Raw genomic sequence first — 19,449 nt, 5'->3', positions numbered from 1 at the left:
GGACTGTATGAATATACTCGATGGTCTTTATATATTAGATGAAAATCACAAACCTATTGCTCCCACAAGTCTTGAGCAATGGTCTAAGTGGCGGAAAGATGATAACAATGTACAAGTAGCTTTAAGCACTTTTTCTTGGGGAAGAGTATCTACAATTTTTTTGGGAAAGGATTATTCTAATTTACTAAATCTTGAACCACAGCTTTTTGAAACTATGGTTTTTGGAGGTGAATACAATGGTAAATTCTGGAGATATTCAAATTCGGAGCAAGCTGTTAACGGACATAAAGAAGTTTGTACGTGGATGTTAGACTAAACAGAGAAATAGCAATGTGCCATCTCCGCTATATCTAACCCTATTTCTGGTATCCCATTTTATTTTGAGGACTGTTTTCATGTTTTTTAGCAATTGCAACAATAGTCGAAATTGACTTGACTTCATTATTCATCTTGCCAGTAATAAGTTGGTTGTATAAATATTTAGCTTCTTCTAATGAAAAAACTGATGGATTAGCAGCAGCATTAGCTTCATGACCACTTTGCCAACCACCCATATTGGAAAAAATTTCGTACCTAACAAGAGGACGATTTTCGCCACCTACATTAAACCACACGCAACTACGTTCTTGTTCAATGTCAATCGAAACTATTGGAGGAATACATCGCCAAGATGCAACTTGCTTTGACCAAGTTTGAAAACCGCCATAATTTTCATTCTTGATATTCATTTTTTATTTTTCTTCCCTTGCTATAAGATTTAGACAGTCTATTATTCATTTATCTTTGCTTGCTGATTGTTGCTATTTGACATGAAACCGATGATTACCAGATTGGTTTGTGCAACCATGCAACTGCATTGGTTGTAAAGTATAATATTCAATCTTTCTTTATAATTTTGTTGTCAATTTTCTCATAAAGTTAACTAAAAAGTTGATTTAAAATATTGTTTATTTGCCCGGAAAAGCTATAAGAGCAACTGTGAGTAGCATCATTATAATTAGCCTCAAGGCAATTCTCCGCATTTTCTAATCTACCAACTGGGCCTTTGATTTCAATTATTGCTATTTGTTCACCTTCAGCTTCAATAATTGTTTTTACTCTTGATTCTGGTAGGTTTTCGGGAGAGAGCGAATCTATTGATAAGCCTGTATCTACAACAATATTTGATAAATGATAAATTGATTTACATCCATCATCTGTACAAAATACTAAACAATTATTCCTAACGTAAATCTCAGTAATTCTCATTGTATAAATCCATGTTTTGATGATCTGATTGTATAAAAATTCAAAATCTCCATTTTGTCACTTCAGACGCGGCCAAATTCTTTGTGCTGGATGCCACCCGGAATCAATAGCCTCTTGATTTTTTGTACTGCTAATATCAAATTGCACGCATATAAACCTTTTACCAGTATCCATGTCATGGTGCAAGGCATAGGGTAGATCCGCGGCTTCTGCCCATCCAATTTCTCTTAATATTCGCTGATCGTTGATAATTTTCACGGTCAAGACACCTTTTAAAAATTTGTATGGCAAGTATCTTGCCATCGCAAACCCTAATTCTTTTGCTTCTGGGGGAGGATCACAAATCCTTTTGCCCTGCTTATCCTCCCCAATTCCTAAAAATGAATCTTCATAAACATAAAACAGGCTTACTGCTGGGCTGTAACCAGCTTCTTTTGCTTCAGGAGCTACCCAGTAATCAACTTCTAATGTGGGTATTTTGTATATTTGATCGTATTCTGGAATCCACCTCTGATAAGGCAGAAAGCACCATCTATTTTGGCTTTCTAATGCGTTATTTTTGCAAGATTTAGCATTGGGGCATTTATCAGCAGGAATGCCAGTGAGCATTTCACAATCTAAAAATTGCCAACATCCTTCATTGCTTGTGCTTTGAGTTTTGCGTTTAGGCATAATTCCGGAGTAGTCATTAGTCATTGGTCATTCAAAATTAACAAATAAAGATAATTGTTTTTTAATCATTGATATGTCATTGGACAAATCTTTTTTTAATGATTTTAGCCTTGAAAGAGAACCAGAAACATAATCATTTAGGTCATTTGGGTTGCCTGCCTCATCCAATTCCTCTTTTAAATCTTCTAGTAAATCAATAGCTTGATCAATCTTGCTCAGGTTTTCACCAAAATTAGTCAGGTGGTAGGAGATGGTGTTTAACCGATTGGTTACTACTGATTCAATATGCTGAGTCATAATTCCTATTTTGTAACTTTCCTAATTCTCTTCAAATTCGCAAAATGCTCAGTTGTGCGTATACCGCCCGCATACTCAATCAAGCAATAAGGGGCTTTTGCAATGGTGTGTTCAACAATTAGGCAGGGCTGCTTTGTCTTTTCGTTTAAATACATAATTCCCTTTTCGTCACTTGATGGATAATCTTGTTTTATTGTTTTTCAGTGCGATGGCTGATGCTTTGTCTGAGTGGTTGATTACCCTTATTTTGTTGGTGCAGAGTAGTATGTATTCCCTGCACCAACATGGTACGTTTTTACAAAAGTATTTTTTTATTATCACACTTAGTGAGTTATATGCTGAAATTATTCAGAAAAGTTTGGTAGGTTTTTTAACGCCAATTGTGCCACAACTTCTGCACGTTGTGACGTTACTTTTTGATACCGTAATGTTGTCTGAATGCTTTCATGTCCCATGAGCCCCCTGAGTTCTTCAATCCCCATTAATCCCACTCGCTCTGTAGCAAAAGTGTGCCGTAGGTCGTGAATACGAATTTCTTGGAGTTCAGGACGGGAGCAATGCGATTTTGTTAGACGACTCAAAAAAAGTGCGATCGCTAATAACCTTCTTCAGTACAAAAAGATATTGGCTACATGGTAGATAGTATTAATACTTAAAATATCCGAATAATGAAGAGCGTCTGTAACATCAGTTTGGAGTACTATTTTTTGTGGGTACAAAAAAAGTAGAATTCCCTTTTAGCAATAGTTTTGAGATAGGAAACGCCTACCTTGATGAAAAAAGATATATATGCAACTTTAGATTTAACTAAATCCTTAGAAGATTTTAAACTTGAGGTTACGAAACTTTTAGAATTAACTAATGTCCGAGAATGGGATGGACAAATTGTCAAAGAAAGAGAACAAAAAATTAGAGATACAGCCCTGATTTTAGCTGGTCAATCTATCGCCTTGTTTTTATATAATCTTTCCCAATCTCAAGAAGCTCTCGATACAGCAATAACTCAAACTCAAGGCTGGTGGCATCCCCAAACGCAAAGACATGGTTTAAGAAAAAGACAAATATTGACAGTTGGAAATGTTTTAGTGACTTTAATTTTACCCTATGTAGTAACAATCACTGAAAAAAATGATAAAAATAAATCCGGGAGCCAAGGCTTCTGTCCATTTTTAAAATGGTTGGGTATGTCAGAAGGCTTAACACCATTAGCCTGGTCAACTACTGCTCAATATGGTGCAATCACTAGCTCATTTAAAGCCGCTTGTACAACTTTGACGGGTTGGGGAATTAACCTTAGTTTAAAACGAATTGAACTTTTAACATATAAATTTGGACAAATTGGAATCAACTTACGTCAATCTAAAATCTTAAGTCGGCAATTAGGGAATTTAGCTGAAGGTAATATTCTTAAAGACCAAAGAGTTGTCATCGCCGTAGATGGTGGTCGGAGTAGAATCCGAATTAATAAAAAGGGGAGAAAAAATTCCAAAACCAAGCGACACGGGTTTATCGGCAAATGGATTGAGCCAAAGTTATTCACAATTTATGTTGTTGATGAGCAAGGTAAAAAAATAAATACTTCTGAAATTCCTATTACGAATGATGGCACTTATGAAGGATATAAAGCGCTTTTGGAGATTTTAGAAGTGTATTTAGTTGACTTGGGAATTAGTCAAGCAAAACAAGTCTTATTAATCGGAGATGGAGCGGAGTGGATCTGGATACATATTCCCCCGCTTTTGGCAAGATTAGGATGCCCAGTTGAAACTTATCAGCTATTCGATTTTTATCATGTTACAGAAAATATAAAAGTATTTGCAGACGCAGCTTTTAATGAAGAAGTACAGTCTAAAGAATGGTTTATAAAAGTTAGAAAGAGTTTAAAAAAAGGTAAAGCTAAATCCTTAATCACCCAGATGGATGAGTTGATTGCTGTAGCTACTGGAGAGCGGTGTAAGATTATGGTAACTAAACGAAATTATATTTTAGATGCTTATCGTAAAGGGCGTTTAAATTACGATAAAGCAATAAATAAAAAACTACCTATTGGCAGTGGTGCAATTGAGAGTTTAATTCGCCAAGTTATAAATTTAAGAATCAAAGGAAACAGTAAATTCTGGTTGAAAGAAAATGCAGAAATTATGTTACATCTGCGTTGCAAATGGATGGCTGGAAGTTGGGATAATTTTTGTGGTTCTATCTTTAATTCCTTTATCAAACCCCAAACTGCTTGATAAATTTTATACTTTTATTCTGTCTTTAATTAACTTTTTGTCATACTTGATACTAAGTATAAAAAACTGATTGCAGATATTTTTATAAATAATCGTCAAATGACTTGCTAGCAATCTTTGTGAGATATCTCATCAAGATGAATTCTCATGTAAAGCAGTATTTTATTTGCAAATAAAATCACCTTGTACCTAAATATAATTTTTAGCGATCGCTTGTTTTTGACCAGACCTCACAAAATCGCATTGCTCCCACCATCATCTATCTTGCTACTAAACCCAATATTGGGCACTTTCACGGATTGGCAAAAACGAACACAATCCTTATTCCCGTCCTCAACCGATTTGAAAACCCTCACAAAACCACCGTTGAATCGGGTAACAACTTTGTGCGCCTCAATGATGAAGGCAAAACTCACCTGAAGAATGCAGATTTAATTTCCGAAGTCGAGTTTTTAACTGAACTGGCACATCGCTTGCTGGGTGAGTATCCCGTCGAATGGCGCAAACTGCAAGATACTCGCTACGTGCGGCAACTGATTGCCACAACTATTCCCGGCTATGAAAAAATTGCGACGATTGACGACACCAGTGAAGAGTTCATCATCTCCGGGCGCATCGTCACTGAACCCCACTTCAAAACACCGTCAGGCAAGGCAAAAATGTTGACTACCCCACTGCCGAATCTGGCTTTACCTCAACCTCAAGACTTTGGTATTGATGAAAGAGCAAATAGTCTCGTGCTGGCGTTAATGACTGGACGCAGCTATTCCCAACACAACACGGTGGTTTACAAAATCGATGATCAATACCGAGGAATGCCCCATCGCCACTGCATTTTGATGAATCGCATGGATGCAGAAAAGATTGGGTTAGCCGAACACGATCGCGTCACAGTACAGGGCGATGCCGACAAACTAGAGAACGTGGAAGTGATTTATGGTGCTGTGCGAGAAGGCGCAGGGTTAATGTTTTATCCCGAAGTGAATGTCATTTTTAAAGCTAGAACAGAAAAACTTTCCGGTACACCTGCTTACAAACGAGTGCCGGTGGTAGTGTACGGAAAGCCGCTATCGCCACATTGATCAGCTATTTCAACCTGGAGATCCAGCATTAAGTTGTTAATGGGAGCAATGCGATTTTGTGAGGTCGGCCAAAAAAGGTGCGATCGCTAAAATCAATTCTCATCTTTTCAGCAATCATTAAAGTAAAAGGCTTGCCGTGCCTATTACATCCCCCTTGTCACGCCCTCAGAGGTTTGTGTTTTTGAGAATTAAAGTCCGATCTAACTTGCATCGCATTGCTCCCGTAGATAATTTACGTTTTAAGCCACCAATTAATCCAAGTCCTGCTATCGCTCCTAAGCCTAAGAGATTATAGGATTCTGGTACTGGTACCACATTCACCTGTAGCTGGTAAGGTCCTTCGCTATTTGGTCCTGCAAGCTTAGTATTATACCAATACTCATTGGCGACATTAACCCCTGAACCATCTCCTGAGTAAGACCAGCGAGCACTAGAATTATTTTCGGTAGTTAATTGGATCCAGTAGCGCGTATTAGCGGCCAAGGTGTAAGGAGTTGCCAGAGTGTAAATGTAGTCAGTTAAGCTACCTGTTAGTGTACTGTCATTAATCGTGGCAATTGTTAGTAAACTACTGCCAGGACTTGTGCTGCTGTCACTGAGTAGGCTTAATGTGCTGATACCAGGTACACCAGTTTCTTTCAAGCTCAGTACCACGCTAGTTAGGCTCTCGGCTGTGGAATCTGTAGAAAATGAGTTAGCAGGTTTAATCGTAACACTACTTGAACCCACAGATGAGATATCAGTCAAGCTATCATACAGGACAGCAGCATTAGCGTGCTGCGTGTTCACAATTGTCAAGGCTAAAGTAGCCAGACCTAACACTAGTACCTTATTTTCCATCTTACGAAATTTTAAAAAGGTTTGCGCTATCGAGTATAGCGGTTATGGGGTACAGCCGGGATACGGATACCGGCTGTACCCCCTAAAGCGCCAAATCCTTATCGTGTTGGGGAAGTCTGCCTCCTTATTGCCAAGGATAATCCTGATTTACGAGGAAAAGGCGGATTTTGGAGCATAGTCAACCATGTGGGCGAATTCAGTTGTACAGTCACAATGTGGGATGGAGAGTACACTGTGACAATTGACCACTTGAAGCCACTGAATTACTTGCCTGCGGAATGTCAGCAGATGCAGCTAATCAGCGATCGCATCAGTAGGTTGCGGGAAAATGAGAAATTAGAAGAAGCTGCCCGTGCTGTGCTGAAGCATCCAGGGTGGGTGTTGGTGTGAGGTAAAGGTTATTTGCAGCCGCTCAAGCGAACCGTTAGCAGTAGTTACGATGCACTTCAACAGACTAAGGACAAGTAACTAAATCGAAATTACAATCATTACGAGACAAAGTAATCATGGAATTCAACCCAAACAACAATGTTGTTAAACTCTGTCTTCAAGGTATGGGCATGGAAGAAAAAGGCAAAGCAGAAGAAGCAAGTAAACTGTTTCTTCAAGCCTGGAACGAAGCGACATACGACTTTGAAAAGTTTATTTCAGCTCATTATGTCGCCCGACATCAAAAAGATGTTTCCGATAAATTAAAATGGCTAGAAACGGCTTTGCATTTTGCATTAAAAATAAATGACGACTCTGTTAAGAGTGCTTTCCCTTCTCTATATTCAAACATTGCCAAATGCTATGAGAACTTAAGCGATCCTGACAAGGCAAGAAAGAATTATGAATTAGCAACTTCGTTTAAGGATAAACCTTCTGACAAAGGCCCCTTTTATCATGGAACGAAAGCAGATTTGCAGGTTGGCGATTTGCTGACAGCAGGAGGCAGTTCTAATTACAAATCTGAACTCAAAATGAATCACATTTATTTTACAGCTCTTGTTAATGGAGCGGGACTAGCTGCTGCATTAGCAAAAGGCGATGGACGTGAACGTGTTTATATCGTTGAACCGACAGGGAGTTTTGAAAATGACCCGAATGTTACAGACAAAAAATTTCCGGGTAATCCGACACGCTCATATCGCTCCCAAGTACCATTAAAAATCGTTGGCGAAGTCACAGATTGGGTGAGACAAACACCTGAAGAACTCCAAAAATGGCGTGAAAAGTTGGCCAATAACAAAGGAGAAATTATTAATTAATTTCTAAGATTCCCACATCCTGCTCACCGATCGAAACAAGTAGAAGTCCATCTGATTGAATATTAATTGCAGCTCCGATAACAGCAACATACGCTGCAACAAATGCAGCAATTAAATTAGTAACAATTTGTATATAGTGTCAAAAAGTCACAAAGAGTTCCCGGAACTCTATCTCTAGAAACTTTTGTCGCTGTTCATTATCGTACATACTATTTAATACATTAACTTATTTGTAACTTTTTACTCTTCTAATATTCCATAAGTGAGTCAGTAATGATAAAAAATGGTCAAAGATTGGCTTATGAACAAATTCACCCCTAAACGCAAAAAGCCACCTCTGCTTTATCTAGTAATTCAAAATCGCCCAACTCAAACATTTCCTCCTTCAAAAACCCAGCGACAGCAACTATTACAGTTAAGTAGGTGGTTACAATTAAATATAAGATAGAGAAAGTTTAAAAAACAGGTACTACGAGATGTCTGCTCGATTGCGAGTTAGATTAACAGATTTAGAAGATTTGACGCTTTTGGAGTTGCGGTCTGCGACAACAGTTCCTCAACGAACACGAGATCGCGCCCACATAATTCGATTAAATGCCCAAGGATGGAATGTACCAGCGATAGCTAAAATTTTTGAGTGTCACGAACATACGGTACGAGCAGCACTGAGGCGTTGGGAAAATAAGGGTTTGGGAGGATTGTGGGAAACTTCTGGGCGTGGAGCAAAGTGCAAATGGCTTGAGGCAGACTTAGCATATTTAGAGGATTGCTTAGAGTTAGAACCACGTACTTATAACAGTTTGCAGTTATCAGAAAAATTGGCTCAAGATAGAAATGTGCAATTGAGTCCGTCTCGTTTGCGACGTTTGCTCAAAAAAAAAGTGGAAATGGAAACGCACCCGCCTTACTCATAAGAGAAAACAAGACCCAGAAAAACGACGAATTAAGCAAGCAGACCTAGATACCTTAAAGCAAGCGGCAGTAGAAGGTTATGTCGAGCTTAAGTATCTTGATGAGTCTGGGTGTTGTCGTTGGAGTCCCGTTAGCTACAGTTACAGTCGTATCGGTAGCCAAAAACAAATGGCACAAGTTGGTAGCCGTGGTGGTCGCATTAGTATTTTGGGTTTATGGCAACCCCAAGTCAGTTTTGAATATGCCTTGGTTCAAGGTGGGTTCAAAACAAAACCCTACATCGAGGTTATGGATTGGGTTGCAGCTAAGGCACAAAACACTTTAGTTGAAACTGGTCGCATCAGTGTTATTGTTCACGATAATAGTTCCTTGCATACCAGTAAGAAAGCAAAACAAAAATGGCTTGAGTGGCAGGAAAAAGGATTATTCGTTTTCTTTTTACCACCTTATTGTTCCGAAATGAATCGGATAGAGGAAGAGTGGCATCAACTAAAAACTCATGAAATTGCTGGACAAATGTTTGACAATAACTACGATTTAGCTATGGCAATTATTGATGGCATGGAAGCTAGAAGCGTAAAGGGGGAATATGCCCTTGAGCGTCTTATATTTAATTGTGCCTAGCTACTTACTGCTGTTGAAATACCAGAATTGACCGAGCAAGAGATTCGCGATCGCTTGCACTTGGAACGCAAAGTTGAGAGGGCATTTTTTGAAGCGGGGAAGGCATTGGCAGAACTGCGCGATCGCCGGCTATACCGTTCCACTCACGGCACTTTTGAGGAATATTGTAAGGACAGGTTTGGATACAACCGTTCCCGCTTCTACCAGTTAATTGATGCGGCGGCTGTTGTGGACAATCTGCATAAATGTCCACCATTTGTGGACATTTTACCGACAGCAGAAGGGCAGGTTAGACCATTGACCAAGCTAGAAACCGAACAACAGCAGGAGGTTTAGCAAGCTGCTGTGGAAAAAGCTGGTGGTAAAGTGCCAACTGGCCGCATCGTCAAAGACGTTGTGCAACAAATTATAGAACGTACTCAACTACCCAACACCTACCAAATTGGCGAAGTCTGCCAAATTTTAACCAGGGACAATCCAGAACTTAGAGGTAAAAGCTGCTGTTGGGCGATTGTTAGTCAAGTGAATGACTTCATCTGTACGGTGAGAATTTGGGATGGGGAATGTACTGTTGGTTTGCAGCACCTGAAGTCTTACATTAGTTTTTTGAAGTGACGGCGTAGATGAGCCAAACATTTCTGTTGGTCACTCACTGCATAACCATTGTAGACACTAAAATCGTCGCTGCTGAGTACCCCTGTATAGAACCCATTTGACATCTTATGAGGTTTTGAATTAAGGTACTTCTGAGCATCTACAATCCAATCCTAATGGCGTATTCCAGCGATCTCACTGATGCAGAATGGGAAATTTTTGAACCCTTATTCCAAGAGATATTACCGAATAAGAAGCAGACTCGACCAAGCAACTGGACAAAACGAGATATCTTCAATGGAATTCTCTATCAACTGAAAAATGGGTGCAATTGGCAAGACTTACCTAAAGATTTCCCCCCTTATTCCACCGTATATTGGCACTACAAACAGTGGCGCTCTGCTGGAGTATTCGAGGAACTAATGAGTGTCTTGCATGGACAAGTCCGTGAACAGGTAAAAAAAAAACGCACTGGACAACCTTGATCATCATTGACTCCCAAGCGGTGAAAAATACCTGCAATGCCAGTGTGGAGTCGAAAGGTTTTTGTTTCTACAAAGCCACCAATGGTATTAAAAGGCACTTGGCTATTGATACCCTTGGGTTTCCCTTTTTTACCCACTGCACTCGCGCCAATGTCTCGGATGATGCCGGATTAATTGAGATGTTTACTCTCAACATCGACTACTTCAAGTCAAAACCAATCGATATTCCCAAGATCACCATCCTACTAGACCACGGGTATCACCCAGAATATTTGACTCAGGAGTTAGAGCAGATTTACCCGGAGATCATGACTAAAATCCAGTTTCAACTTTCTACGAAACCCTCAAAACTTTGAGATTGCAGCACAAGGAAAATGTGGATTTGTTCCGGCAGTAGCCAGATGGGTGATCGAGCGCTCCAATGCTTGGATGGAACGCTGTAAAATTCTGGTTAAGAACTTTGAACGAACCCTGGTTGGTGCCACTGCCAAACTCAATCTCTGCTTCATCAGGCTAATGATTAAGAGGCTTGCAGCACCTTCTTAGATGTCAAATGGGTTCTATAACTGACACTGAAGCCGTAAACCTTGTTTTTAATGATGCAATTGTTGGGTTGTAGAGATTGTATGGTTATGTCGCCAGCGTGCGAACCGACAGGTCGGCGCTTCGCTATCGCGTAGTGGGTGCTATCCATCATCGTGAATTAAATTATACGTAATTACAATTATCTATAGGTATTATTTTTTCAATCTGTTTATTTATCAAACAGTCAATATATTACAAAAGTAGTATTTTGTACTACAAACTAAGACGATTGGTATTAAAGGACTGTCAATTAATCTAGTTTATTGATAATAACTTTAGTGATAAAATGACCCTACTAAACATACCTTATTTTAGTTACAGGACTGTACGGTGACAGCAATAGTCTATTGTGGAGTGCAACTGTAATAAATCATATACAGAGAGGGTTATGGGGTTTTGTGTCAAGCCGATTGACCTTTGACGTAATGCTGAAATAATTGGGTTAATTTGCCCTCAGAATACCTCAATTATGGGGATTGTCAGAGTTTATTTTTCAGTTAATTATTTATTTTGATTGACAAAAATCAAACCCAATTTCACTTAATTGGGGTAATTAGTGTGTCAATTGGGGTAGTTCGGAGTAAATACGGGGGTGAGTTCTCCTGCCGTATGATTAAAGTAAGAGTATTGACAAATAGCTTACTGAGAAGCTTGATTTGCACGTTAATAGAAGAGAAGCTATGGCAAGAGCTAGTAAGCCAGCTGATTCGGTTGAGTTGGCGCGTATCATGCGGAATAAAGATATGGAGGACGGTATAGTAATTAGCTATCTCCAGTCGAAGAAGCGAGGGCAAACTGAGTTAGTATGTGAGGCGCTGCGGGCGTATTACCTACCATTTGCGCTATCTGCTGCGGGGGTATCTGGTGTTGAATTGCAGTCAGCCCTCCATGATGCGATCGCGCAACTTGAAGTTCAGATAATTAAGATGAAACGGACGTTTGGGATGGAGGGGTTGCCCCAGGTAGTTCTTGTTAATCCTCATAGTGGAGTTTTCTCGCAAGGTGCAATTGGCTTACAACAAACAATTGGAACTAATGGTGTAGGAATAACTCCTGTTTCAGCTAATTTAGTTCCTCCTTCGGTTTCTTTTTTTGATGCCACTGAGCCAAGTCCTGTCTCGTTACCTGTTACGGCAGAACCAGTAGGGTCAAATATTTTGGAAGAAGATTCTGAAGATGATGGTTTCTTTAATGATGATGAGGATGACCCAATTGCTAAGGCAGAAATAGAAGTTGATGCAGGATTTCGTCTGGAGTGAGGGGATTATTAGAGCCTGTTTTAAAACTAGAGCCGCAGGATGATAGAAGCGGGTGTTAGCATTGCAAGATAGTTATCAGCTTTTTTGTCATACCGTGTAGCAATGCGACGAAATTGATTTAAACGGTTGAAACATCTCTCGACCTGATTACTTTGGCGATAATAGGTAGATTGACTTCTCAAAGTAGAACTTGAATAATAAGCATTAATTCTATTTGGGCTTGCGGTTCTTTCTATGCTTTGACAAGGTGATAAGAATGATTACGCTACCTGACGTTGCGGTTGATGCTCAGATATATTCCAGCAATAATTCTGTGGTGTATCGTGGCATCAAGCTGTCAGATTGCACGCCTGTTATTCTCAAAGTTCTCAAACAGGACTATCCTACGGCATCGGAACTCACCCGCTACAGGCAGGAATATGAAATTACGCGATCGCTTAACTTAGAAGGCGCGATCGCGGCATATAGTCAGCAGGAATATCAGCGCACACTCATTATTCTTTTAGAAGATTTCGGTGGAGAGTCTCTGGAGAGATGGATACAGCAGCGTCCAGATTTCTGCCCTATGCCCTTATCAACTTTTCTATCCCTTGCCATTAAACTCACAGGTATTCTGGGCAGAATTCATGCTGCTGGTGTCATTCATAAAGATATCAACCCTAGCAATATTGTCTTCAATCTAGATACTGGGGTCGTTAAATTTATTGATTTCGGAATTGCTACTCGATTTAACCGCACCAATCCAACCTTCAAAAACCCTCATGTTCTAGAAGGCACTCTTGCATACTTATCTCCAGAGCAAACCGGACGGATGAACCGTTTGCTTGATTATCGTACTGATTTTTACTCCCTTGGCGTAACGTTCTATGAACTGCTCACTGGACAGTTACCGTTTGCTACAACAGACATTCTTGAACTTGTCCATTGTCATCTTGCCAAATCACCTGTTCCGCCTCATGAACTGAAGGCAACGATTCCCAAAGCAGTTTCAGATATCGTTTTGAAACTAATGGCAAAAAATGCGGAGGATCGCTATCAGAGTGCTTGGGGTATCAAAGCAGATTTAGAAATTTGTGCTGACCAATTAAAAAAAAGCGGGCAAATCAATAGTATTCAACTGGGTCTATTAGATGTTTGGGATCAGTTTCAAATTCCCCAAAAACTTTATGGACGAGATCAGGAAGTTGCAATGTTACTAGCGGCTTTTGTTCGCGTAGCGTGTCCGTTGGCGCAGCCTCCCGCAGGGAAGGAGAGTCGCGTTGCTTCAGAAAACCTTGTACAACAAACTTCAGAACAGAAACTAACAGACAATCAAATCTTCAAAGTCGAAATGATGCTGGTTTCTGGCTATGCGGGAATTGGGAAATCAGCATTAGTGCAGGAACTTTATAAACCAATCACCGCAAAGCGCGGCTATTTTATTTGGGGTAAATTCGATCAATTTGGGCGTAATATTCCTTACAGTGCGATCGCAGATGCTTTGCAAAAATTGGTGCAACAACTACTGGGTGAACCGGATGAGCAACTTCAACAGTGGCGATCGCGCTTGCTAACGGCTTTGGGAACCAACGGACAAATTATCATTGATATCATCCCGGAAGTTGAATTAATTATCGGCAAGCAGCCGTCCGTAGCGGAAGTTGGAGCAACGGAAGCTCAAAATCGTTTCAATCTAATTTTTCAGAAATTTGTGCGGGTGTTTTGTTCAGAGTCACACCCGCTTGTGATCTTTTTAGATGATTTGCAATGGATAGACTCAGCAACACTGAAGTTAATCGAGCTGATGCTGCTTGATGAACAAACCCAATTCCTATTTTTAATTGGAGCCTATCGAGATAATGAAGTAAATCCAACGCATCCATTAACATTAACCCTAGAGAGACTACGAAAACAAGGGGCAGTGCTTCAGGAAATTAGCCTAACACCATTAAGGCTGCGTCCACTGAGTCAGTTGATTGCCGAGACGCTACATCAGAATGCAGACATCGTTCGTCCCTTAGCTGAGTTAGTTTTGCGTAAAACCGAGGGCAATCCTTTCTTTGTCGGTGAATTTTTGAGAATGCTGCATAGTGAAAATCTACTGACCTTTGACCCCCCTCAATCTCCCCTTACCAAGGGGGGACAGAGGGGGGTAGGGGGGTGGCAATGGAACATTGCTGATATTCAAGCCCAGGATATTACCGATAATGTAGTGGAGTTGCTACTGATCCAGTTAAATAAATTACCAGAAAACACACAGCAAATTCTCCAGTTAGCAGCTTGTATCGGTGCTGAATTTAATTTAAATACGTTAGCGATCGCTTGCGAACAATCTCAAGAAGCAATTTCTCTAGATTTACTAGTAGCCATTCAAGCTGGATTAATTCAACCTATATCTGAATTAGATGAAAACTTGTTAGTTCAAGAATATAAGTTTTTGCACGATCGCGTACAGCAAGCAGCTTATGCCTTAATCGATGAGTCGCAAAAACTTGGGGTACATCTGCAAATCGGTCGCAATTTACTCGAAAAGACTTCACCGGAGCAACTAGCAGAGCGGTTGTTTGAAATTGTTGACCAACTGAATTATGGAACCGAGTTAATCGGTGAGCAATCCCAACGGAATGAGATTGCCACACTGAATTTGCAAGCAGGTCAAAAAGCGCTGGCAGCGACGGCTTATGAAGCGGCTTTCAAGTATTACAATGCAGGGCTTAAACTCCTTGATGTAGAAAGTTGGCAGCGTGAGTATGACCTAACTTTGGTGTTGCATTCCGAGGCAGCAGAGGCAGCATACCTCAGTGGTCACTTTGACGAAATGGAGCGGCTTGTAGAAGAAGTGGTCAACCGTGCGAGGACGGCGCTTGATAAAGTGAAAGCTTACGATAGCAGAATTCAAGCATGGCTGTCACGGGGCGACCCTAAAGAAGCCCTTAAACATGGCTTGGAAGTGCTGCAACTCTTGGGAATTAGTTTAGTAGAAGTTCCAAGTCAGTTAGACGTTCAAGCAGCATTAGAGGAAACAGCTTCACAATTTGCTGGGCGGGAAATCGAAGATTTGATTGATCTGCCAGAGATGACTGAACCTGTGCCACTGGCAGCAATCCATATTTTAGTCAGCACAGTGGGAGCGGCTTTTAATGTGTCACCCGCTTTGATGGTGCTGATTGTGTGCAAAATGGTGAATTTATCGATCGCCAATGGAAACGCTATCTGGTCGCTTCTCGGTTATGCTGCTTATGGCATGATGCTATGTGGAGTTGTACAAGATATTGAACTGGGCTATCGATTTGGCAAATTATCCTTAAACTTAGCAAAAAGATTAAATAACAAGAGAGTTAACTGCAAAGCATTGCTGATGGTGAATTTTCATATAATTCACTGGAAAGACCATCTTAAAGAGACGTTCCCTATCTTAGCTGAGGCTTATCAAAGCGGTATAGAAAGTGGAGAGTTTGAATTTGCCAGTTATTGTGCATTCAGCCTATGTTATTACCCCTTTTTTGCAGGACAAGAACTGACAGAACTGGAACAACAAACAGCGATTTATCGTCAAGCCACCAATCAAATTAGACGAGAGACTGCTTCCATTTGGCTGGCAATGTTGCAGCAAACGATCCTTAACCTGCGAGGTCAATCTGAAAATCCAAGTCGCTTAGTGAGTTGTATCTATGACGAAGAGCAAGCACTATCACGAGCGATCGCTGTCAAGGATGGAACTAGCCTTCACTACTTTTACTTAAATAAGCTGATTTTATGCTATCTGTTCGGGGAGTATAAGCAAGCTGCAAAAACGGCTACTTTGGCAGAACAGTATTTAGACACAGCCACAGCAATCATCTCTGTACCTCTGTTTCATTTCTATGACTCTCTAATATTTCTGAGCTTGTTGGCGGATGCTTCAAACTCTGAAAAAGCAGCTTGGTTGAATCGCGTTAACACCAACCAGGAAAAAATGCAGAAATGGGCACACCATGCCCCCATGAATTTTTTGCATAAATTTCAGTTAGTTGAGGCAGAGAAAGCACGAGTTTTGGGTCAGTTTTTTGAGGCAGAGGAGTTTTACGAACAAGCAATTCTTGGTGCTAAAGAAAACGAGTACCTTCAAGAAGAAGCCTTATGCTATGAATTAGCTGCAAAACATTACTTGGCTCGTGGTCGAGAAAGGTTTGCTCAACTTTATATGAAGGAAGCCCATTACTGCTATGAGCGGTGGGGAGCAACTGCAAAAGCCAAAGATTTAGAGACTCGCTATCCACAGTTTTTTCCTCAATCGCTGAATGTGGCTGGCGCACTAGTTCATACCACTGCTGGAACTACTTCTAATAGCTCAGATATCGCTTTCGATTTAGCGGCGGTGATGAAAGCATCTCAAGCCATCTCTCGTGAAATTGAACTGGATCAGTTACTCAATTCTTTGATGCAGATATTAATTGAGAATGCTGGCGCACAAACTGGATGCTTGATTTTGGAAAACGCAGGAGAATGGGCGATCGAAGCTGCTTGTGAACTCAATGGTGATGCAAATTTTTGTGCTACACAAGTATTGCAATCGATTTCAATGGTAAATCGCTTACCCGAATCCATCATTCATTATGTGATTCGGACTCATGAATCTGTGATCTTAAATGATGCAACTCGTGAAGGTAATTTCATCAATGAGCCATATATTCAGCAGAACCAAACGAAATCACTTCTTTGTTTGCCGTTGTTGAATCAAAGTAAACTTGTTGGTGTGCTGTATCTGGAAAATCGATTAGTAACTGGAGCATTCACAGCAGAACGCTCACAACTTCTAAATCTACTATCAACTCAGGCAGCCATTGCGATCGAAAATGCCAAACTCTATTCAAAGCTACGCACTAGCGAAAGTCAGATGGCTCAATTTCTAGAAGCGGTTCCGGTAGGAATTGGAATAGTCGATGCGACTGGTCGCCCATACTACGCCAATCAACGGGGAATTCAGTTAATGGGCAAAGAGATCGATCCTTTGGTAGCACCGGAGCAAATCGCAGAGGTTTATCAACTTTATGTGGCAGGAACGGATCGGATATATCCAACTGAGCAACTGCCAATCATCAGGGCGTTGAGCGGCGAACGCACCAGAGTTGACGACGTAGAAATTCACCAAAACAACGCAACCATTCCAGTTGAGGCATGGGGAACTCCAGTATTTGACGAACAGGGCAATGTGGTTTATGCGATCGTCACCTTTCAAGACATCACAGAGCGCAAACAAGCAGAGCAACTATTAGCCAATTACAACCGCACCTTAGAGCAACAGGTAACTGAAAGGACGGCGGCTTTACAGCAAAGCCAAGCAGAACTGCGCGAGCGAGAACAGGAATTACGAGTGATCACGGACGCTCTACCTGTTTGTATCACATATATAGATGCCGACCAGCGTTATCGGTTTGCCAACCGCACTTATGAGGAATGGTTTCACCGTAGTCGAGGTGAGATTCTGGGGAAGCATATTTGCGACAACTTGGGTGAGGCGGCTTATCAAGTTGTACAACCGTACATCAATCAAGCACTGGCAGGGCAAATCACAACCTATGAGGCAGACATTCCCTGTCTGTTTGGCAAGAAATATATCAGTAATTCTCTCATCCCCGATTTCGATGACAATGGTCAAGTCAAAGGATACTATGGTCTGATTACAGATATCAGCGATCGCAAACGTGCCGAAGAAGCCTCAATTTTAGAGGAACGGAACCGTATGGCACGCGAAATCCATGACACTCTCGCGCAAGCCTTTACGGGGATTCTGGTTCACATGGGAACCGTTTCTCGATTAGTGGCAACCAACCCCCAAGCAATTCAAACACATATTAATACCGTGCGAGATTTGGCTCGCACCGGGCTGACAGAAGCTCGACGCTCCGTTGCAGCACTGCGTCCCCAATCCCTAGAAGACGGCAATCTCTGGACGGCACTGCAACGATTTGTAGCTACAATGCAATCTTCAACCGAAACCAGCCTGATTTGTGATATTATCGGCACGCCCTATACGTTACCGCCTGAAACAGATAATAATCTGCTGAGAATTGCACAGGAAGCATTTACAAATTCAATTAGATATGCTAATGCAAACGAAATTCGGATTGAATTAGTTTATGAACCAACGCAATTCTGCTTACGAATTAAAGACAATGGACAAGGATTTGAAGTCAACCATACCATCCTAAATCGGGGGTTTGGCTTACTGGGAATTACCGAACGAGCGGAACGTATTGGGGCACAACTCTCAATTGAGAGCCGGCTGGGGCAGGGAACAGAAACGAGCGTATCTGTACATCGGGAGGCATCAGCGTGATTCAGTCTAAAGCAATCCGCGTTTTGATTGTTGACGATCACTCGATTGTCCGGCAAGGACTAGCCGCGATGATTGAGAATGAGCCAGATATGACAGTGGTGGGTCAAGGGGGCAATGGCCAGGAAGCGATCGCTCAATATAAACAACTCCAGCCTGATGTCACCTTGATCGACTTGCGGATGCCCCAGGTAAGCGGCGTTGATGCGATCGTTGCCATCTGTGCTGAATTCGCCCATGCCCGGATGATTGTACTGACCACTTATGACGGGGACGAAGATATTTATCGAGCATTACGCGCCGGAGCTAAAGGTTATCTGCTGAAGGACGCTGAACCGGATGCACTCCTGAATGCGATTCATATTGTTCATAGAGGACAACAATATATCCCTTCCGAAGTCGCTGCCAAACTGGTGGAACGGATGAACATTCCAGAGTTGAGCGATCGAGAACAAGAGGTTGTTCGTCAGATGGTGCTTGGCTTGAGTAATCACGATATTGCTGCGGCTTTGAATATTACTGAAAGTACTGTCAAATTTCACATCAACAAAATTTTGAGCAAATTAGGTGTGAGCGATCGCACTCAAGCGGTGATTACCGCACTGAAGCGTGGACTTGCCAAGTTGTGAAAGCAATGAGAACTGAACTTAAGTTCGGTTGAGGGTTAGTTTTAGAGATAGTAAGCAACTGTTGTTTCATCGCTTCAATTACTCAACTCTGAGTTGGCGACAAAGCTGAATTAGTTTCATAAGCTAAAGACATAGAAAAAACGGAGTCGGGAGGAATCACAGATAGGAGTCAGCATAATTCGTAATTCATAATGACGCTCGCAGACTCGCTACCGCTACGCTAACGTAATTCGTAATTTTTACCCCACGGATAAAATTTGGGGGCTTGAATCTTGAATGAGGAATGAAACCAATTCGCAATTCACAATTCGCAATTCGCAATTAAACTAAGCCACCCACTAGGGGGAGCCACTGCGGTGGACGGGTTCCCCGGCATAAAGCAAGTGGCATTGGGGTTTCAACCTACCTTGCGATGATGCGGATTATTTCGCGCGACTTGCGGG

The 19,449-nt window shown here is 41.3% G+C and carries 15 protein-coding genes and 5 pseudogenes; 12 read left to right on the top strand and 8 right to left on the bottom strand.

The annotated features are described in order from the left end of the window. The first annotated feature begins 7 nt into the window (after positions 1 to 7). Positions 8 to 316: a hypothetical protein gene (locus ACM0OX_RS21655; RefSeq protein WP_414517034.1), complete on the top strand. Its 309-nt coding sequence runs from the start codon at positions 8 to 10 to the stop codon at positions 314 to 316. Positions 317 to 356: 40 nt separating this feature from the next. On the opposite strand, the gene ACM0OX_RS21650 is transcribed toward ACM0OX_RS21655, so the two are convergent. From ACM0OX_RS21650 to ACM0OX_RS21630, 5 genes and pseudogenes are all read right to left on the bottom strand, one after another. Beyond that, positions 357 to 728: a hypothetical protein gene (locus ACM0OX_RS21650; RefSeq protein WP_414517033.1), complete on the bottom strand. Its 372-nt coding sequence runs from the start codon at positions 726 to 728 to the stop codon at positions 357 to 359. Between the two features lie 190 nt (positions 729 to 918). Continuing rightward, positions 919 to 1,248: a hypothetical protein gene (locus tag ACM0OX_RS21645; RefSeq protein WP_414517032.1), complete on the bottom strand. Its 330-nt coding sequence runs from the start codon at positions 1,246 to 1,248 to the stop codon at positions 919 to 921. 57 nt (positions 1,249 to 1,305) lie between these two features. Next, a complete protein-coding gene (locus ACM0OX_RS21640; RefSeq protein ID WP_414517031.1) occupies positions 1,306 to 1,944 on the bottom strand; it encodes a hypothetical protein in 639 nt (212 codons plus the stop codon). 3 nt (positions 1,945 to 1,947) lie between these two features. After that, positions 1,948 to 2,217 (bottom strand): hypothetical protein, encoded by a 270-nt coding sequence (locus ACM0OX_RS21635; protein WP_414517030.1) that lies wholly within the window; start codon positions 2,215 to 2,217, stop codon positions 1,948 to 1,950. A 344-nt stretch (positions 2,218 to 2,561) separates the two neighbouring features. Beyond that, positions 2,562 to 2,765: pseudogene (locus ACM0OX_RS21630) on the bottom strand (tyrosine-type recombinase/integrase); the annotation flags it as partial. A gap of 225 nt (positions 2,766 to 2,990) precedes the next feature. Here ACM0OX_RS21630 and ACM0OX_RS21625 point away from each other — a divergent pair. Both ACM0OX_RS21625 and ACM0OX_RS21620 read left to right on the top strand, forming a co-directional pair. Further along, the gene (locus ACM0OX_RS21625) at positions 2,991 to 4,451 is read left to right on the top strand and encodes an ISLre2 family transposase (protein ID WP_414517053.1); all 1,461 of its coding nucleotides are present in this window, start codon (positions 2,991 to 2,993) and stop codon (positions 4,449 to 4,451) included. Positions 4,452 to 4,702: 251 nt separating this feature from the next. Next, positions 4,703 to 5,533 (top strand): annotated as a pseudogene (locus tag ACM0OX_RS21620) (molybdopterin dinucleotide binding domain-containing protein); the annotation flags it as partial. 165 nt (positions 5,534 to 5,698) lie between these two features. On the opposite strand, the gene ACM0OX_RS21615 reads toward ACM0OX_RS21620, so the two are convergent. Continuing rightward, on the bottom strand, positions 5,699 to 6,373 hold the full coding sequence (locus ACM0OX_RS21615) for a choice-of-anchor R domain-containing protein (RefSeq protein ID WP_414517029.1): 675 nt from the start codon (positions 6,371 to 6,373) through the stop codon (positions 5,699 to 5,701). A 234-nt stretch (positions 6,374 to 6,607) separates the two neighbouring features. Between ACM0OX_RS21615 and ACM0OX_RS21610 the strand changes: the two genes are divergently transcribed. From ACM0OX_RS21610 to ACM0OX_RS21595, 4 genes and pseudogenes are all read left to right on the top strand, one after another. Continuing rightward, on the top strand, positions 6,608 to 6,763 hold the full coding sequence (locus ACM0OX_RS21610) for a hypothetical protein (protein WP_414517028.1): 156 nt from the start codon (positions 6,608 to 6,610) through the stop codon (positions 6,761 to 6,763). Between the two features lie 389 nt (positions 6,764 to 7,152). Next, positions 7,153 to 7,623, top strand: a complete 471-nt coding sequence (gene arr / locus ACM0OX_RS21605) for an NAD(+)--rifampin ADP-ribosyltransferase (protein WP_414517051.1) — start codon at positions 7,153 to 7,155, stop codon at positions 7,621 to 7,623. 476 nt (positions 7,624 to 8,099) lie between these two features. Beyond that, positions 8,100 to 9,159 (top strand): IS630 family transposase gene (locus ACM0OX_RS21600; RefSeq protein ID WP_414517027.1). Its coding sequence is split into 2 segments (ribosomal slippage): positions 8,100 to 8,507 and positions 8,509 to 9,159, totalling 1,059 coding nucleotides; the frame shifts between segments, so codons are not numbered across the junction. Between the two features lie 18 nt (positions 9,160 to 9,177). Next, a pseudogene (locus ACM0OX_RS21595) lies at positions 9,178 to 9,774 on the top strand (hypothetical protein). Here ACM0OX_RS21595 and ACM0OX_RS21590 read toward each other — a convergent pair. Next, positions 9,756 to 9,863 (bottom strand): annotated as a pseudogene (locus tag ACM0OX_RS21590) (IS66 family transposase); the annotation flags it as partial. The pseudogenes ACM0OX_RS21595 and ACM0OX_RS21590 sit on opposite strands and share 19 nt — an antisense overlap. Positions 9,864 to 9,929: 66 nt before the next feature. On the opposite strand from ACM0OX_RS21590, the gene ACM0OX_RS21585 reads away from it, so the two are divergent. The 3 genes from ACM0OX_RS21585 (at position 9,930) to ACM0OX_RS21575 (ending at position 12,082) form a co-directional block, all read left to right on the top strand. Next, on the top strand, positions 9,930 to 10,238 hold the full coding sequence (locus ACM0OX_RS21585; RefSeq protein WP_414517026.1) for a transposase: 309 nt from the start codon (positions 9,930 to 9,932) through the stop codon (positions 10,236 to 10,238). Beyond that, complete coding sequence (locus tag ACM0OX_RS21580) at positions 10,235 to 10,594, top strand: transposase (RefSeq protein WP_414517025.1); 360 nt, start codon at positions 10,235 to 10,237, stop codon at positions 10,592 to 10,594. Before ACM0OX_RS21585 ends, ACM0OX_RS21580 begins: the two co-directional genes overlap by 4 nt. Before the next feature lie 909 nt (positions 10,595 to 11,503). After that, positions 11,504 to 12,082 carry a hypothetical protein gene (locus ACM0OX_RS21575; RefSeq protein WP_414517024.1) on the top strand — a complete coding sequence of 193 codons (579 nt, stop codon included), beginning with the start codon at positions 11,504 to 11,506 and terminating at the stop codon, positions 12,080 to 12,082. Between the two features lie 26 nt (positions 12,083 to 12,108). On the opposite strand, the pseudogene ACM0OX_RS21570 reads toward ACM0OX_RS21575, so the two are convergent. Continuing rightward, positions 12,109 to 12,243, bottom strand: a pseudogene (locus tag ACM0OX_RS21570) (IS5/IS1182 family transposase); the annotation flags it as partial. Positions 12,244 to 12,338: 95 nt separating this feature from the next. On the opposite strand from ACM0OX_RS21570, the gene ACM0OX_RS21565 reads away from it, so the two are divergent. Next, positions 12,339 to 18,380, top strand: coding sequence for an AAA family ATPase (locus ACM0OX_RS21565; RefSeq protein ID WP_414517023.1), 6,042 nt, complete (start codon positions 12,339 to 12,341; stop codon positions 18,378 to 18,380). Beyond that, a complete protein-coding gene (locus tag ACM0OX_RS21560) occupies positions 18,377 to 19,006 on the top strand; it encodes a response regulator (RefSeq protein WP_414517022.1) in 630 nt (209 codons plus the stop codon). Before ACM0OX_RS21565 ends, ACM0OX_RS21560 begins: the two co-directional genes overlap by 4 nt. The last annotated feature ends 443 nt before the right edge of the window (positions 19,007 to 19,449 follow it).

The organism is Nostoc sp. PCC 9305 (genome assembly GCF_963920915.1).
Classification (GTDB): domain Bacteria; phylum Cyanobacteriota; class Cyanobacteriia; order Cyanobacteriales; family Nostocaceae; genus Nostoc.
This window is presented reverse-complemented; position numbering and strand designations above follow the sequence as displayed.

Bases quoted from the DNA above. Each gene is read 5' to 3' on its own strand.
- ACM0OX_RS21575 (WP_414517024.1), top strand. From the start codon at position 11,504: ATGGCAAGAGCTAGTAAGCCAGCTGATTCGGTTGAGTTGGCGCGTATC.
- ACM0OX_RS21565 (WP_414517023.1), top strand. From the start codon at position 12,339: ATGATTACGCTACCTGACGTTGCGGTTGATGCTCAGATATATTCCAGC.
- ACM0OX_RS21655 (WP_414517034.1), top strand. From the start codon at position 8: ATGAATATACTCGATGGTCTTTATATATTAGATGAAAATCACAAACCT.
- ACM0OX_RS21615 (WP_414517029.1), bottom strand. From the start codon at position 6,373: ATGGAAAATAAGGTACTAGTGTTAGGTCTGGCTACTTTAGCCTTGACA.
- ACM0OX_RS21635 (WP_414517030.1), bottom strand. From the start codon at position 2,217: ATGACTCAGCATATTGAATCAGTAGTAACCAATCGGTTAAACACCATC.
- ACM0OX_RS21645 (WP_414517032.1), bottom strand. From the start codon at position 1,248: ATGAGAATTACTGAGATTTACGTTAGGAATAATTGTTTAGTATTTTGT.
- ACM0OX_RS21625 (WP_414517053.1), top strand. From the start codon at position 2,991: ATGAAAAAAGATATATATGCAACTTTAGATTTAACTAAATCCTTAGAA.
- ACM0OX_RS21650 (WP_414517033.1), bottom strand. From the start codon at position 728: ATGAATATCAAGAATGAAAATTATGGCGGTTTTCAAACTTGGTCAAAG.
- ACM0OX_RS21585 (WP_414517026.1), top strand. From the start codon at position 9,930: ATGGCGTATTCCAGCGATCTCACTGATGCAGAATGGGAAATTTTTGAA.
- ACM0OX_RS21640 (WP_414517031.1), bottom strand. From the start codon at position 1,944: ATGACTAATGACTACTCCGGAATTATGCCTAAACGCAAAACTCAAAGC.